The 13,940-nt window shown below is 72.3% G+C and carries 15 protein-coding genes and 3 pseudogenes; 10 read left to right on the top strand and 8 right to left on the bottom strand.

Translation table 11 applies throughout. From position 1 onward, the window contains the following. The first annotated feature begins 19 nt into the window (after window positions 1-19). Window positions 20-625: a CAP domain-containing protein gene (locus tag ABFX54_RS32610; protein WP_346110418.1), complete on the top strand. Its 606-nt coding sequence runs from the start codon at window positions 20-22 to the stop codon at window positions 623-625. A 204-nt stretch (window positions 626-829) separates the two neighbouring features. Next, window positions 830-1,423: a hypothetical protein gene (locus ABFX54_RS32605; RefSeq protein ID WP_346110417.1), complete on the top strand. Its 594-nt coding sequence runs from the start codon at window positions 830-832 to the stop codon at window positions 1,421-1,423. Between the two features lie 104 nt (window positions 1,424-1,527). Here ABFX54_RS32605 and sigJ read toward each other — a convergent pair whose 3' ends face one another. Both sigJ and ABFX54_RS32595 read right to left on the bottom strand, forming a co-directional pair. Then, the gene (gene sigJ, locus ABFX54_RS32600) at window positions 1,528-2,481 is read right to left on the bottom strand and encodes an RNA polymerase sigma factor SigJ (RefSeq protein WP_346110416.1); all 954 of its coding nucleotides are present in this window, start codon (window positions 2,479-2,481) and stop codon (window positions 1,528-1,530) included. A 148-nt stretch (window positions 2,482-2,629) separates the two neighbouring features. Then, a complete protein-coding gene (locus tag ABFX54_RS32595) occupies window positions 2,630-3,373 on the bottom strand; it encodes an SDR family NAD(P)-dependent oxidoreductase (protein ID WP_346110415.1) in 744 nt (247 codons plus the stop codon). Window positions 3,374-3,907: 534 nt separating this feature from the next. Between ABFX54_RS32595 and ABFX54_RS32590 the strand changes: the two genes are divergently transcribed. The 3 genes from ABFX54_RS32590 (at window position 3,908) to ABFX54_RS32580 (ending at window position 5,435) form a co-directional block, all read left to right on the top strand. After that, a complete protein-coding gene (locus ABFX54_RS32590; protein WP_346110414.1) occupies window positions 3,908-4,171 on the top strand; it encodes a hypothetical protein in 264 nt (87 codons plus the stop codon). 108 nt (window positions 4,172-4,279) lie between these two features. Next, a complete protein-coding gene (locus ABFX54_RS32585; protein WP_346110413.1) occupies window positions 4,280-4,936 on the top strand; it encodes a class I SAM-dependent DNA methyltransferase in 657 nt (218 codons plus the stop codon). Between the two features lie 70 nt (window positions 4,937-5,006). Continuing rightward, entirely contained in the window at window positions 5,007-5,435 is a 429-nt protein-coding gene (locus ABFX54_RS32580) for an ester cyclase (protein WP_346110412.1), read from the top strand. A 27-nt stretch (window positions 5,436-5,462) separates the two neighbouring features. Here the strand turns inward: ABFX54_RS32580 and ABFX54_RS32575 are convergent, their stop codons facing one another. Next, window positions 5,463-6,302, bottom strand: a complete 840-nt coding sequence (locus ABFX54_RS32575) for an NAD(P)-dependent alcohol dehydrogenase (protein WP_346110411.1) — start codon at window positions 6,300-6,302, stop codon at window positions 5,463-5,465. Window positions 6,303-6,427: 125 nt separating this feature from the next. Between ABFX54_RS32575 and ABFX54_RS32570 the strand changes: the two are divergent. Then, window positions 6,428-6,631 (top strand): annotated as a pseudogene (locus ABFX54_RS32570) (helix-turn-helix domain-containing protein); the annotation flags it as partial. Window positions 6,632-6,977: 346 nt separating this feature from the next. Then, window positions 6,978-7,139, top strand: a complete 162-nt coding sequence (locus ABFX54_RS32565) for an MmyB family transcriptional regulator (protein WP_428834601.1) — start codon at window positions 6,978-6,980, stop codon at window positions 7,137-7,139. 97 nt (window positions 7,140-7,236) lie between these two features. Here ABFX54_RS32565 and ABFX54_RS32560 read toward each other — a convergent pair whose 3' ends face one another. The 3 genes from ABFX54_RS32560 to ABFX54_RS32550 all read right to left on the bottom strand — a co-directional run bounded on the left by ABFX54_RS32560 (window position 7,237) and on the right by ABFX54_RS32550 (window position 10,524). Continuing rightward, the gene (locus ABFX54_RS32560; protein ID WP_346110410.1) at window positions 7,237-8,205 is read right to left on the bottom strand and encodes a hypothetical protein; all 969 of its coding nucleotides are present in this window, start codon (window positions 8,203-8,205) and stop codon (window positions 7,237-7,239) included. A gap of 213 nt (window positions 8,206-8,418) precedes the next feature. Next, on the bottom strand, window positions 8,419-9,447 hold the full coding sequence (locus ABFX54_RS32555) for an SDR family NAD(P)-dependent oxidoreductase (protein ID WP_346110409.1): 1,029 nt from the start codon (window positions 9,445-9,447) through the stop codon (window positions 8,419-8,421). 24 nt (window positions 9,448-9,471) lie between these two features. Continuing rightward, window positions 9,472-10,524 (bottom strand): aldo/keto reductase, encoded by a 1,053-nt coding sequence (locus tag ABFX54_RS32550; RefSeq protein WP_346110408.1) that lies wholly within the window; start codon window positions 10,522-10,524, stop codon window positions 9,472-9,474. A 130-nt stretch (window positions 10,525-10,654) separates the two neighbouring features. On the opposite strand from ABFX54_RS32550, the gene ABFX54_RS32545 reads away from it, so the two are divergent. Then, window positions 10,655-11,194 (top strand): hypothetical protein, encoded by a 540-nt coding sequence (locus tag ABFX54_RS32545; RefSeq protein ID WP_346110407.1) that lies wholly within the window; start codon window positions 10,655-10,657, stop codon window positions 11,192-11,194. A gap of 6 nt (window positions 11,195-11,200) precedes the next feature. On the opposite strand, the gene ABFX54_RS32540 is transcribed toward ABFX54_RS32545, so the two are convergent. Continuing rightward, complete coding sequence (locus tag ABFX54_RS32540; RefSeq protein ID WP_346110406.1) at window positions 11,201-12,277, bottom strand: hypothetical protein; 1,077 nt, start codon at window positions 12,275-12,277, stop codon at window positions 11,201-11,203. Between the two features lie 284 nt (window positions 12,278-12,561). Between ABFX54_RS32540 and ABFX54_RS57135 the strand changes: the two are divergent. Then, window positions 12,562-12,804 (top strand): annotated as a pseudogene (locus ABFX54_RS57135) (Rieske 2Fe-2S domain-containing protein); the annotation flags it as partial. A gap of 72 nt (window positions 12,805-12,876) precedes the next feature. Next, window positions 12,877-13,119, top strand: a pseudogene (locus tag ABFX54_RS57130) (IS982 family transposase); the annotation flags it as partial. A gap of 33 nt (window positions 13,120-13,152) precedes the next feature. Here ABFX54_RS57130 and ABFX54_RS32530 read toward each other — a convergent pair. After that, on the bottom strand, window positions 13,153-13,575 hold the full coding sequence (locus tag ABFX54_RS32530; RefSeq protein ID WP_346110404.1) for a RidA family protein: 423 nt from the start codon (window positions 13,573-13,575) through the stop codon (window positions 13,153-13,155). Between the last annotated feature and the right edge of the window lie 365 nt (window positions 13,576-13,940).

Below are 13,940 nucleotides of genomic sequence, written 5' to 3'. Positions count from 1 at the left end.
CTCAGTCAAGGAGATCGCGGTGAATCGCACCCTCAGCCTGCTCGGCGCCGCCGGCGTCGTGGCCCTGGGCGTCCTGCCGGCCCTGAGCACGCCCGCGACGGCGGCGCCCAACTGCGCCGCCGCGTCGGCGTACTACGACAGCGCCCCGACCAGCGCCAACCTCGCCATGCTCCGCCAGGCGGTGCACTGCCTGATCGACGCCGAGCGGGCCGCGGCCGGGCTCGGCCCGCTGACCGTCAACACGCCGCTCACGAACGCGGCGAGCGGGCACGCCGCCGCCGCGGCCGCGATCAAGTGGTGGCGGCCGGGCGCCGACTCCCACCGGAACCCGCAGACCGGCTCCACGCCGGGCAGTCGCATCACGGCCGCCGGCTACTGCCCGAACCCCGTCTCCTGGTCCTACGCCGAGACCACCTACACCGGCTGGGGCACCGGAGCGGGCACGCCACGGGCCGCCGTGCGCTGGTGGGTGCACGTCAGCACGTACGGGCACCGCCAGATCGTGCTCAGCCCCACGCTCAAAGACCTCGGGGTCGGCGTCGCCGTCGGGTCGGCGGACCCGGCCGGCGCGGGCTCCCCGGGCGGCGGCACGTACGTGGTCGACTTCGGCCGCTGCCAGCGCTGACAGCCCCGGCGGCCGGGCGGCGGTGACAACCCCCGGCGCTGACAAACCCCGCCGGCCCGTACGCGCGGGCCGGCGGAAAGCGGACGGCAAGCACGGCCCGGCCGGCGGAAAGCCGACGGCAAGCAGCGCGCAAACTCCTGTCGCCTCGATGCAAGCGGTCCGAGTTACACATAGTGACGTCGCCACTACGAAAGGATCACTCCGATGTCGCGCTCCCGTGCCATCCTCGGCCTCCTCACCGCTCTCGGAACGGCGGCCACCGCCGTCGCCGTCACGGCCGCTCCCGCGAGCGCCGCCGCCTGTGACCCCGCCCTCGTGGCGCCCGCCGGCAGCCTCGTCGGCAACCTGTGGCGCTCCAACGGCGGCGAGCGCAGCGTCTACGGCTGCCCGACCACCAAGGAGTACGGCTACGCCGACAAGCGCGGCTCGTACCAGTTCTTCCGCAACGGCAAGATCGTCTGGTCGCCCAACCTGGGCGACGGCACCCTGGTCCGCGCCTACTACGCCGGCGGCAAGGCCGTCTTCCGCTGGAGCGGCCTCGGCCGCGACTGGGACTTCTTCAACGTCCGCTGGAGCATCAACGGCGGCAAGGCCACCCAGGTGAAGGTCGCCAGGCAGACCCCGTGGAGCGGCGTGTACGCGGTGAACCCCAGCTGCCAGGACGGGGTCTGCATGACCTCCAACGGTCACGGCGGAGTCCTCAAGGCCACCTTCATCGTGCAGGGGTGCGACCGCGGCACCTTCAGCTCCGACTGCGGGCCCTGGAGCATCGCCACCTCGGTCAAGGCCCCCTACTGACCCGCCCCCATGGATCACGCCTCCGCCGAGCCCGGGCCACACCGACCGCCGACCGCCGACCGCCGCCCGGCGCCCGGCGGCGGCCGGCTGATCGTCCCGGGCTCTCACGCGTCCCCCAGCAGCCCGACGTCGGACACCGGCCCGATGTGGCCGAGCTTGTCGGGGTTGGCCACCGAGTGGATCGCCTGCACCACGCCGTCGGCCACGTCGAGCTCGACCACGGCCGCCACGCGTCCTTCCCCGTCGTACAGCACCGCGCCCGGGCGTCCGTTGACCCAGGCCAGGCGAGGCAGGACGCCGAGCCGTCTGGCCCGGCGCAGCCCCGCGACCAGCATCCGCGCGGTACGCAGCGACCCGGCCGCCGGGCTCCCGATCGACGGCGCCTTGCCGCCCCCGTCGCCGTGCAGCACCACGTCGGGCGCGAGCAGGCCGAGCAGCGCGTCCATGTCGCCGCCCCCGGCCGCCTCGAAGAACCTGCGCGCCAGCTCCTCGCCCGCCGCCCGCTGCGCTGGCCCGCCGCGCACCTTGCGCCCGGCGGAGATGTGCTGCCTGGCGCGGGTGAAGATCTGGCGGCAGTTCACCTCGGTCTTGCCGGTGATCCTGGCCACGTCCTCGTAGCCGTACCCGAACACCTCGCGCAACATGAACACCGCCCGCTCCACCGGTGACAGCGACTCCAGCAGCACGAGGAACGCCATCGACAGCGAGTCGGCCAGCTCGGCGCGCTCGGCCGGCCCCTGGCCGTCGGCGGGCACGACGACCGGTTCGGGCAGCCAGTCGCCCACGTACGTCTCCCGCCGCACCCGCGCCGAGCGCAGATGATCGATGCCCAGCCGCGTCACCGCCGTCGTCAGGTACGCCTTCAGATCGGCGATCACGGTGCCCGCCCGGCGCGCCCGGGTCAGGCCGAGGAACGCGTCCTGCACGATGTCCTCCGCGTCGCCCACCGATCCGGTCATCCCGTAGGCGATGGAGAACAGCAGCGGCCGGTACGCGGTCGTGCCCGTCTCGTCCGCCGGCTCGGGCAGGGGCTCTCGTGCCGGCCTTTCGCCGCTCATCTCCATGGCCTTCCCGTTCCGGGGCGTTTACGCACGACGTCAAGCCTTCCAGGACTCTTCCGTACGACAGCAAGCGTTCCAGGACGCTTCCGTACGACGTCGAGCGGGGTGTCGAGCGGGGTGTCGAGCGGGGCGTCGAGGGGGGCGTTCACCAGGCGACGGGGCCGAGGCGATCGATGAAGATCCCGCTCGGCCCGTCGGGGCCGAGCGTCGCGAGCTCCACGATCGGGTCGGTGCCCTCGGTGACCGTCAGCTGGCCGGTGTGGTGGTTCATGTCGGTCGCGGTGAACTTGCGGTTCGCGACCTCTCCCGGGGTGAGCAGGTTGAACTTGATCTCCGGGAGGGCCTGGGCGTACCGGACGGTGATCATGTTCAGCGCGGCCTTCGACGAGCTGTAGGCGAGCTCGTGCATCTTCGAGACGGGCTGTCCGGGATCCGTCACGACCGCGAAGGAACCGCCGCCGCTGGACACCATCACCACCCGCGGGTTGGCCGCCGCCCTGAGCAGCGGGAGGAACGCGTGCGTGACCCGGACCGGGCCGTACACGTTGGTGTCGTAGACGGCGTGCAGCTCGCCGGCCGTGGCGTCGGCGGGGGTGACCACGTTGCCGGGCGCGCCGGCGTTGTTGACCAGCACGTCCAGCCGGTCGGTGTGCTCGCGGACGCGCCGCACGGCGTCGGCCACCGACTCGTCCGAGGTCACGTCCAGCGGCACCATGACCACGTTCGCGCCGTCCGCGGCCAGCTTGGCGGCGGCCGTCCTGCCGCGCTCCGCGTCGCGCGAGCCGAGGAAGATCGTCCAGCCGAGCTCGCCGAGCCGCCGGGCCGTCTCGAGGCCGAGTCCCTTGTTGCCTCCGGTGATCAGCACCGAGGTCTGCTCCGTGTTCGTCATGCCCTCTAAGACGGGCTCCGCGTCCTGCTGTGACACCGTGTGAGCGAGCTCACACGGGCGCGCGTCCGGCGGGAGCGGCGGAGGTCGTCGTCGGCGGTCATCGGCCGGGGGAACGCACCCGGACTTTACGTAGTGAATTCCCCGTCAAAGCAGAGCGAAATAAGTGGATATATCCCAGTTTGGTGTGATTTGCGGGGATATTGTGCTATTTGGCAAGTTGCAACGGGGGGAGGACTACGATGGCTGGATCGAGCGGGTTCCCAGAAGGAGGCGGGTGCGGACGGCGTCGCTGGCGTCGTCGTCGCTGCCGCCGTCGCAGGCGCTGGTGGGGCGGCTGGGGAGGCCCATGGGGCGGACCCTGGGGCGGCCCTTGGGGCGGAGGAGGCTGGAACTGGTGGTAGACCGGCCTGCCTCCTGAAGCCGCGGGCCGCGGGGGTCTCCGTACGCACCTGGACCCAATCCCCGTTGGCGGTGCCTGACGGATTCCGCCGCGAGCCCGCACCAGCTCCGCGCGTGATCACCGGAAGGAGTGTGGTGGAGCGTTCACCGGACGCGCGGGGCGCGCTGCCGAGCGGGGCGGGCGTGTCGCTCAGCGGCCTGGATCCGCAGCCCATCGCCGAGCGCCATCCGCTGACCCGCGACCTGGACCCGGCCCAGATCGATGCGGTGCCGGCGGCGCGCTCCGGCTTCCTCCTCCGCACCGCCGCCTCGGTGGGGCCGGGGACCGATCGCCGCCTGGTGGACATGATGACCGCCCTGGGCCTCGCCTCCCTGCGCTGGCTCAGGAGCCGCCGGTGACCACCGTTCCTGAGCACCGGCTGAAGATCCGCCGGTGAGGCCGGCCGCTGCGAAGCGCCGGCTGAAGATCCGCCGCGGGACCGGCCTCCTCGGCTAGGGTCTGGGCGCATGAACGCGGACGACTGGCTGACCGACACCCGGACCTCCTACGACACGGTCGCCTCCAGCTATGCCGACCAGCTGCGCGGGGCGGTGGGCGAGCGGCCGTACGTCCGCGCGGCGCTGGCCCTGTTCGCCGACCTGATCCGCGCCGCGGGGGACGGCCCTGTGGCGGACGTGGGATGCGGGCCCGGGCACGTCACCGCCCATCTGCGGGACCTGGGCGCGGACGCGTTCGGCATCGACCTTTCGCCCGGCATGATCGACGTGGCCCGGCGTGACCACCCCGGCCTGCGGTTCGAGGTCGGCTCGATGACCGAGCTGGACCTTCCGGACGCCTCGCTCACCGGCCTGCTCGCGTTCTGGTCGCTGATCCACGTGCCCGACGACGAGCTCCCCGTCGTCTTCGGGCACTTCCACCGGGTGCTGCGCCCGGGCGGAGTGCTGCTGGCCGGCTTTCACGTCGGTGACGGGTCGGTGCTGAAGACGAGCGGGTACGGCGGCCGTCCGATGAAGGTGTACGTGCATCGCCGCCGCCCCGAGCAGGTGGCCGACCTGCTGCGCGACGCCGGTTTCACCGTGGAGGCCCAGCTGCTGGTGCACCTCGACGAGAGGGTTCCGGGGGCGATGGTGTTCGCGCGGCCGAGCCAGGACGGCTCCGCCTGAGGGAAGGGCGTCACATTCGGGGGCGCTGATTCGTCGGACAGGTGAAGACTTTCGTCCAGGGAGAAGACACATGTCCCAGTCAGACAGCAACAAAGCGAGGTTCCTGCGCTTCCACGAGGCGGTCAACGGCGGCGACGCGGAGCTCATCGCGAAGGCGATCGACGAGCTCGTCCGTCCGGACGTGCTGTTCCACGCGCCGGTGCCGATGGGCACGACGGGCCCGCGGGCGATGAAACAGGTGTGGGAGGTGCTCCTTCGCGCGTTCCCCGACATCCGGGTCACGGTCGAGGACGTGATCGCCGAGGGCGACAAGGTCGTCTCCAGGAACACGGTCACCGGAACCCACCAGGGTGAGTTCAGGGGCCTGGCGCCGACGGACCGGTCCGTCACGTACGGCGAGATCTTCATCGCCCGCTTCGAGGACGGCAGGATCGCCGAGCTGTGGGGGGTCGTCGACGTCTTCTCCCAGCTGAAGCAGCTCGGCGCCATTCCGGCCTGACCGGGCCGGGCAGGGCGAGCGAGGCGGTCAGCCCGCGGTGACGATCAGCTTGCCGTTCTTGGGGGTGCCGTGGCGTTCGAGCTCGGTGAGCACCGGGATCGCGTCGGCCAGCGGCACGGTCCTGGCGATCGGGATCCGCAACGCTCCCTGCGCGGCCAGCCGCGTCACCAGGTCGAGGTCGTCCGTGCTGGGCCGGCCCATCAGCACCTGGTAGGGCCCCGGCAGGGCGCTTCGCGCGAACTTCCACGACGTGGGGACGATGTCCAGGATGCGGCCGCCGGGCTTCAGCAACGTTCGCGCCGCCGCGGCGGAGAGCGTGCCGGCGGTGTCGAGGACCAGGTCGAAGCGCCCTTCGAGCTGCTTCGGGTCGAAGCAGAACGTGACGATCGGGTCGACGCCGAGCTCGCGTGCCTCCTGCGCGACGGTGGCCCGGCAACTGCCGCCCACCGAGGCGCCGGACATCAGCGCGATCTGGGCGGCGGCCCGGCCGACGCCGCCCAGGCAGCCGTTGACGAAGACGCTCTGCCCGGGCCGCACCTTCCCCTTGCCGAGCATGGCCTGGAACGCGGTGACCCCGACGACCGGGATCGCCGCGGCCTGCTCGTAGGAGAGCTCCGCCGGCTTGCGCACCACCGTCCGCTCGGCGGCGATGACCATCTCGGCGAACGCTCCCGCCCCTTTGAGGCTCGTGCCGCCGAGCACCTCGTCGCCGGCCTTCAACCTGGTGACGTCCGCGCCGACCGCCTCGACGACGCCCGCGAAGTCGTTGCCGACCCCGCGCGGGAAGCCGCTGCCGGTCATGAGGCGCATCTCGCCGTTGCGCATCTTCCAGTCCATCGCGTTGGCGGCCGCGGCCCGCACCCGCACCAGGACCTCGCCCCGTCCTGGTCGCGCCGGCCTGGCTGCTGCCGCGACGCCCCCAGCCGGTCCGCCACGCCGGCGAGGGCCGCGGACTGCAGCGGGTTGTAGCCGCCGAGCGGGAAGAACGGGACGTGCGCGATGTTCTCGGCCGCGCACCGGTCGAGCAGGGCGTCGTCCTGCCGGTTGGCGAGGTTGTAGAGATCGAGGACGCCGGCTTCGCCGCGCACGGGCTGCGCCGGGTGCCCGGCCTGCGCCGCGAGGAGGTCGCTACGCTCGCGGGCATCAGCTCCGACTACTACCTGCGCCTGGAGCAGGGCCGCGACCGCAACCCCTCGGCGCAGGTGCTCGAAGCGCTGGCCAGGATTCTGCGGCTCGACGAGGACACCACCGCCTACCTGCGGGGTCTGGCGGGCGAGCGTCCCACGCCGGGAGTCGCGCGGGGCGCCGGAGAAGGTGCCGGTGAGCATCCGGCGCCTGCTGGACGGGATGCCGCAGCCGGCGTTCGTCCAGGGAGATACTTCGACGTCCTGAGGGCCAACGCCATGGCCCGCGCCCTGTCGCCGAACCTGGCGCCCGGCGTCAACCGGCTGCGCGCGGCCTTCCTCGACCCACGGGAACGGGGAGCCGCACCGGGACCGGGCGCAGGCCACGGCGAGCGTCGTCGCCCAGCTCAGCGCCTCCTTGGGGCCGGGCGACGACGATCCGCGCCTGGCGGCGCTCGTAGGCGAGCTGTCGCTCAAGAGCGACCGGTTCCGCGCGTTGCGGGCTCGCCACGGCGTACGCCGCCGCGAGTCGCAGGTCACCAGGCTCCGCCATCCGCAGGCCGGCGATCTGGAGCTGTAGCGCGACAAGCTCGCCATCGCCGGCGCCGACGGGCAGCTTCTGGTCGTCTACCACGCCGAGCCCGGCACGGAGTCGCCCGCCGCCTGGCCGGGCTCGGTCACGCCGTCCCGCCGCCGGCGTGATGACGTGGGCCGCGGTTCTGCCGGTGGCGATCGGCCGGCCGGTCGCCTGAAGGCGGGCGCGTGCTTCGTACCAGTGTCACGACCATGGCGAGGCCCGCCCCCACGGCCACGACATGTTCGGACAGCGCCAGCCAGCGGTACTCGGCCGGCTGGTAGAGGCCGGGCGGCAGCAGCCAGAGCAGTTTCCACGCGCCCCACGCGAACAACGACCCCGACGCGACGAACCCCAGGGCCATGGGCGGCCACGACGGCGTCCGCGCGCCGCCGCCGCGCCCGCCGCCGAGCGCCCACAGGCTCCAGACGCCGCACATCGCGCACAGAGCGCTGTTCGCGAGGAGGAGCCTGGCGTCGGCGCCCGCCCCCGGCGGCGCCGACGGGTCGAGGCCGGCGGTCCCGCCCGCGGCCCAGTAGGTCCACAGCACGGCGAGCGCCGCGGGCGGCACCATGATCCACCTGGTACGGGCGCCCGCCCCGGCCCGGCCGGCGAAGGCCCACGGCCACCGATCGCGCAGGTAGAGCGGCAGGCCGACGACCAGCGCCAGTGCCATGCCGAGGAACCCGGCGCCGATGAACACCGTCTCCCAGGCCGGCAGGCCCGGCTCGCCCGCCGGCTCGGGCGTGCCCGCCGGCAGCAGGCTGCTGACGAGCAGGTACGGGAGCATGGACACCAGAAAGCCCCCGGAGATCCACACGACGGGAACCACCAGCCAGGCCGGCAGCCGCATCCCCCACGGCTGCGCCAGCGCCAGCCCCAGCCCGATCCCGGCCACGGCCATCACCACCGTGACCGCGTTGAGCAGCACCCAGTCGGCCGTGCCGTGGAGCACCTCCAGGGCGATCCAGACGACCTTGACCAGCAGGTAGAGGGACATCGCCCCGGCCGCGGCGAACCCGGCGGCGCGGCGCGGCCAGGTGGGGGCGCCGATCTCGGCACGTACTGTCATGGTCGCGAGTCTCGCGGCCACGACGGGCCCCGCCATCCCCCGCCCGCGCCGGGCGCTTCCCCCGCGCGGGGGAGTGGGCGCACTCATGCCCTGCGCACATGCTCACGGGCTGGTTGTTCATGCCCCGTGCGACCGCTCGTGCGCGGGCCCGTCACATCCCGAGCGGCGGCCCCGGGAGATCGGTCAGGCCCCGGACGGGAGCTCACGGGCGGGTCACGCCTTGAGCAGTCGCTCGCTCAGTTCCCACAGGCGTCGCGCCGACGCGGGATCTATGGGGTGCGGCGCGACTTCGGTCACCACCACCGGTTCGCCGCCGACCATGGTGGTGACCGACGGAGTGTCGTTCAGCGGCGCGACGTCGCTGTTCTTCAGGTAGACGCCGCCGATCCCGGCGAGCTGCGGGCCGGCCGCCGCGAACACGATGGTCGCGGCCCCCTGCTCCGGGGTCTTCTTCTCCCGGTCGGGATCGATGATCGGCCGTCCGGCGTCGTCGATGAGCCGCTGGGCCCGCAACTGGTCCATGTCGAACAGTCCCTGTACGGACCTCCCGTCGTCCTGCGCGGACGCCAGGTGGGTCAGGGTCGTGGCGACGACGACGCCCGGGTGCAGGGCGTAACCCCGGATCCCGTCGCCGGACCAGCGCCGGTCCAGCTCCACGGCGAAGAGCACGTTGGCGGTCTTGGACTGGCCGTAGGCCAGGTGCCCCTCGAAACCGGTGGCGAAGTGCGGGTCGTCCCAGCGGATGTCGCAGATCCGATGGGCGCCGGAGGACACGTTGACGACCCGGGCGCCGTGCGCGGCACGCAGCCCGGGCAGCAGGCCGAGGGTCAGCTGGAAGTGCCCGAGATGGTTGGCCGCGAACGCCGACTCGTAACCGCGCGCGTCCAGGACCCGCCCGGCCGTGCTGCCGCCGGCGTTGTTGATCAGGACGTGCAGCGGGCGGCCGGAATCGACGAACCGGGCGGCGAAGGCGTCGATCGAGGCCGGGTCGAGCAGGTCCAGCCGGTCGATCTCGACGCGTTCGAGCCCCGCCAGCGCGGCGGCGGCGCGGCCGGGGCCGCGCGCCCCCGCGATGACGGACGCGCCCGCCCTGCTGAGCGCGCGGGTGGTCTCCAGGCCGAGCCCGGCGTGACCGCCGGTGATGACCACGTTCGTACCGGACAGGTCGATGCCCTTGAGCACCTCGTCGGCCGTCGACGCGGCCGTGAAACCCGTACCGATGGGATGTTGCCGGTGAGTCATGAGGTCCTCCTGAAGCCGGGGTGATCAGGCGGCGGCGCGCTCGCCGGCGGGCCGGCGGCGCAGGCCAGGGCGCAGGATGGCGGGCGGGTCGTAGGCCATGTCGAGCCGGCCGACGTCGGTGCCGGGCGGCACGATCTCGTCGATCCGGTCGAGGACGTCGTCGGTGAGCGTGACGTCGAGCCCGGCCAGCGAGCTGTCCAGGTGCTCCATGGTGCGCGGCCCGATGATCGCCGACGTGACGCCGGGGTGGGCGATGACGAAGGCCATGGCCAGGTGGTTCAGCGGCATCCCGGCCTCCTCGGCGAGCGGGATGAGCCGCTCGACCGCGTCCAGGCGGCGCTCGTCCTTCAGGTGCCCGAACCCGAACTGGGCCCGGTGCGCGGTGCTCTGCCGGTTCTTGCGGTAGCGGCCGGTGAGCAGGCCGCCGGCGAGCGGGCTCCAGACCAGGGTGCCCATGCCGAACTCCTGCACGGCGGGCAGGACCTCGCGCTCGATCCCGCGGTTGAGTATCGAGTACGGCGGCTGCTCGGCGCGCGGGCGCATGAGGCCGCGCCGTTCTGCGATCCAGTGGGCCCGCACGATGTCCGAGGCCGGCATCGACGAGGTGCCGAACGCTCGGAGCTTGCCGGCCCGCACCAGGTCGGTGAGCGCCGACAGGGTCTCCTCGAAGTCGGTGCCGGGGTCGGGCTGGTGGATCTGGTAGAGGTCGATGTAGTCGGTGCCCAGGCGGCGCAGCGAGCCCTCCACGGCGCGGATCAGCCAGCGGCGGGAGGCGCCCGACTGGTTGGGGACGAACGAGGTGCCGCCGCGCGGGTTGAAGTTCACCGGGAAGCGGCCCTTGGTGGCGAGCACGACCTCGTCACGGCGGCCCTGGAGCGCCTTGCCGACGATCTCCTCGGACTCGCCGCCCGCGTACATGTCGGCGGTGTCGACGAAGTTGATCCCCGCGTCCAGGGCCCGGTGGATGATCTTGATCGAGTCGTCGTGGTCGGGGTTGCCGAGGCCGCCGAACATCATGGCGCCCAGCGCGAAGGGGCTGACCTGGATGCCGGTTCCGCCGAGAGTGCGGTACTGCATGCGGATGTCTCCTGAGGTGAGAGGGGAATGCGGAGGCCCGTACGGACGCCGTACGCTGGAACCCGAAACGGAACGCCTCTCCGGAACTATACGGAACGCTGTTCCGATTAAGCAAGCGCGAAGGAGGGACGTGACGGAGGACACGGCTTCGCCGGAGACGGGTGACGGCCCGGCGACGGCGGGCACGGCGCGTACGGCGGGCATGGCGCGTACGGCGGGAATGAGAGAAGGCGGACGCGTGGCGCGGCCGCTACGCGCTGACGCGCGGCGGAACCTGGACGCCCTGCTCGCGGCGGCGAAAGCCGTCTTCGCCGCGGAGGGCGTGGACGCGCCGGCCAGGCGGATCGCCGACCTGGCCGGCGTCGGCGTGGGAACGACCAAACGCGGACTCGCCGCCCTGCACTCGGGCGACCCGGCGTTCGACGCGCTGCCCGGCTACTTCATGGGGCGGCTGGGACCCGCACCCGGATCCCTGCTCGACGCCGCGGCGGCCCACGGCGAGATCGGGGACGGCGTCAGCCCTGAGGAGTTGCTGTACGCCGTGGGCCATCTGTGCCTGCCGGTGGAAGGCGACGGCGCCGGGCACAGCCGGCGCATGGTCGCCCTCCTCATCGACGGGCTGCGCTTTCGCGCGGATTCGAGCCGTTCTCAGCGGAAGTCTCCCAGCTGAAGTCTCTCAGCGGAAGTCGGAGATGCGCAGCACCGCCAGCATGTCCGTCGCCCGGGATCCGGTCGAGAAGGACGCCTCCGCGCCGACCCAGCCGCGGAAGGCGCCCGAGTCGTCGATGATCTGCATGAGCGGCTTGACGTGCGAGTTGCCCGTGTAGCAGAACTGGCCCCGCTCCATCGCCAGGCACGTGCACCAGTGCCAGAGCGTGTCGCGGCGGTCGGTCTTGGAGATCATCGTCAGGTAGTACTGGATCGAGCTGACGTTGGCGCGCGTTCCGCCGCCGTACTTGGGGCAGCCGCCCGACTTCTGGCAGGCGCCGCGCGAGGACGGCTGCAGGTACGTCAGGCACGACGTGGTGGCGGCGCAGGCGCGGAAGGCCGAGAGGCCGAACGGCTGGTTGAGCGAGTTGACCATCTTGCCGCTCGCCCAGCTCGTCAGGTCCTGCCGCAGCGAGCCGGGGAACGCCTTGACCGAGGTCATCGCGCGCCGGGTGCCGAACGAGGCGTTGCTGCCGTAGCCGTACCCGTGGGTGGCCAGCGAGCTGCTCTTGAGGTCGAGGCGGGCCAGCTTGCCGTCCGGCGAGCGCCGCACGTTCCACTGCTCGGTCCACGTCTGGGCGATCTTCCACCGGATGGTGAGCACGTCGCCCGCGACGGTGTACGTGCCGGTACGGCTCTCGTCGGGAGCGCCGGTGAACCCGCCGGCGGTCAGCACCTCGCAGGCCCGGGGCTTGGAGGCGGAGCCGCCGGCCTTGGTGGTGCAGCTCGGGTCGGGCCTGGTGCCGGTGCGCTGCCTGGCCTTGGGGTTGCGCTGCCACCACAGGTAGAGGGAGGCGCTCACCGTGCCGTTCGCGGCGAAGCGGTAGCTGCCCAGCCGCAGCCAGTTCTGCTGCGACGAGGCCTTCAGATGACCTTGTGAGACGACGTACGTGGACTTTCCGCCCGGCAGGGCGGCCAGGGAGGCCGAGGACGCGGGGGCGGCGGCCGGCGCGGGAACGGCGCGGGCGGGGACGGCACCGGCGGGGACGGCGGGTGGCAGGGTGATGGCGAGGATGAAGGACAGGATCGCGGCTGCGGTACGCAAGAGCAGACTCCCGGGGCTGGCGGGCTTTGGCCGATCGTCAACGACACACCGTATTCGGTCCGGACCGGATATGTCACTGAAACCGCAAGGCTGATCACTCGACGAGGGCGTGATCGTGCCCCGCCCGGCTGCTTGATCTCCTTCTGACCGGAACGCCCAGATCCGGAACGCCGGGATGCCGGCGCGCACGCGTCCGGAGTCCGTACGGGAGACACGGTGACCTCGGACGCGATCCCCGCCCTCGACCACATCCGCACCGGCTACGACCCCGCCCCGCGCCGTCGATGTCGCTGCACGCCGACGCCTACACCGATCCGGCCTGGTTCGGTGTCGACCGGCGGGCGATCTTCTCTCGCACGTGGCAGTGGCTGTGCCATGCGGAGCCGCTGCGGGAGGCGGGCGCCTACGTGGCGGGCACGGTGGCCGGCCTGCCGAAGGTCGCCGTCCGCGACGAGGCGGGCGCGCTGCGGGCCTTCTACGACGTGTGCGAGCACCGGGCGCACGAGCTGCTGTCCGGCTCCGGGGTGTGGCGCAGCATCGTGTGCCCGTACCACGCGTGGAACTTCGACGATCGCCGCGCGGGCGCCGGACGCGGCCACAAGGCCCGCAAAGGCGAGCCCCCACGAGCAGGCGCGCACCTGTTCAAACCCCTGCGGCAGACCATCGAATCGATCAACCAGACCCTCAAAGGCCAGCTCGACCTGGAACGCCACGGCGGACGCACGTTCGCGGGCGTCACCATCCGGGTGATCGTACGCATCCTGGCCCTGACCACCGTGATCTGGCACAACGACAAGACCGGCCGGCCCACCGCCCGCTCACTCACCGCCTATGATCACTGATCCCAACCTCCTTGGAATCAATCATCTAGGCGGTCAGCCGGACGCCGGCGGGTTGGCGAGTACGGCGACCGCCTCGACCTCGACGAGCTGGTCGGCGTAGCCGAGCACGGTCACGCCGAGCAAGGTGCTGGGCACGTCGTGCTCGCCCATGTACTCCCGATACACCTCCCAGGCCGTCACCAGGTCGCTCTGCCGGGAGGAGGCCACGTACACGGTGGTCTTGACGACGTCGGTCAGCGACGCGCCCGCTCCCTCCAGCGCGGTCACCAGGTTGCGCATCACCTGGTGCGCCTGGCCGGCGTAGTCGCCGACCGCGACGGTCTCGCCCTTGAGGTCCAGGGGGCAGGCCCCGGCCACCCAGATGGAGCGCACCGGCGCGTCGGCGACCGCGGCGTAGGCGTACGGGACGTCCTGCGCGAGCCGCTCGTTCCGGATCAATCTCACGCTGCTGCTCATGCGTGCTCCATTCCGTCTGGTCAAAAGGGGGCTTTCGGCAGCCACAACCTAGCCGACGAGGCGCGAAACCGCCGGTCATTAAACGCGCAGGCGACGCGCTGCCGAGTGCCCGATGATCACCTCTCGCGAATCGCCATCCGTTCGGACATACTGGTGCCGCCTGACCATGATCACTGACATGGGCGACAGCCACGGGCACAGGACGAAGGGAAGCCATGTCCGAGTACGGCATCAACCGGCGCCGCCTCCTCACCTCGGCCGCGGCCGTCAGTGGCCTCGCCCTGGGAATGGCGGCCGGGGCGGGGGCCGCCTCGGCCGAGGCGGGCGAAGCCGCGGGGAGACGCGGGGCGGGGGGGCGGGGCGCC

The sequence above is a fragment of the Nonomuraea maheshkhaliensis genome (genome assembly GCF_039529435.1).
GTDB lineage: Bacteria > Actinomycetota > Actinomycetes > Streptosporangiales > Streptosporangiaceae > Nonomuraea > Nonomuraea maheshkhaliensis.
The sequence above is the reverse complement of the archived record's forward strand: the minus strand, read 5'-3'. Positions and strand labels throughout refer to the sequence as shown.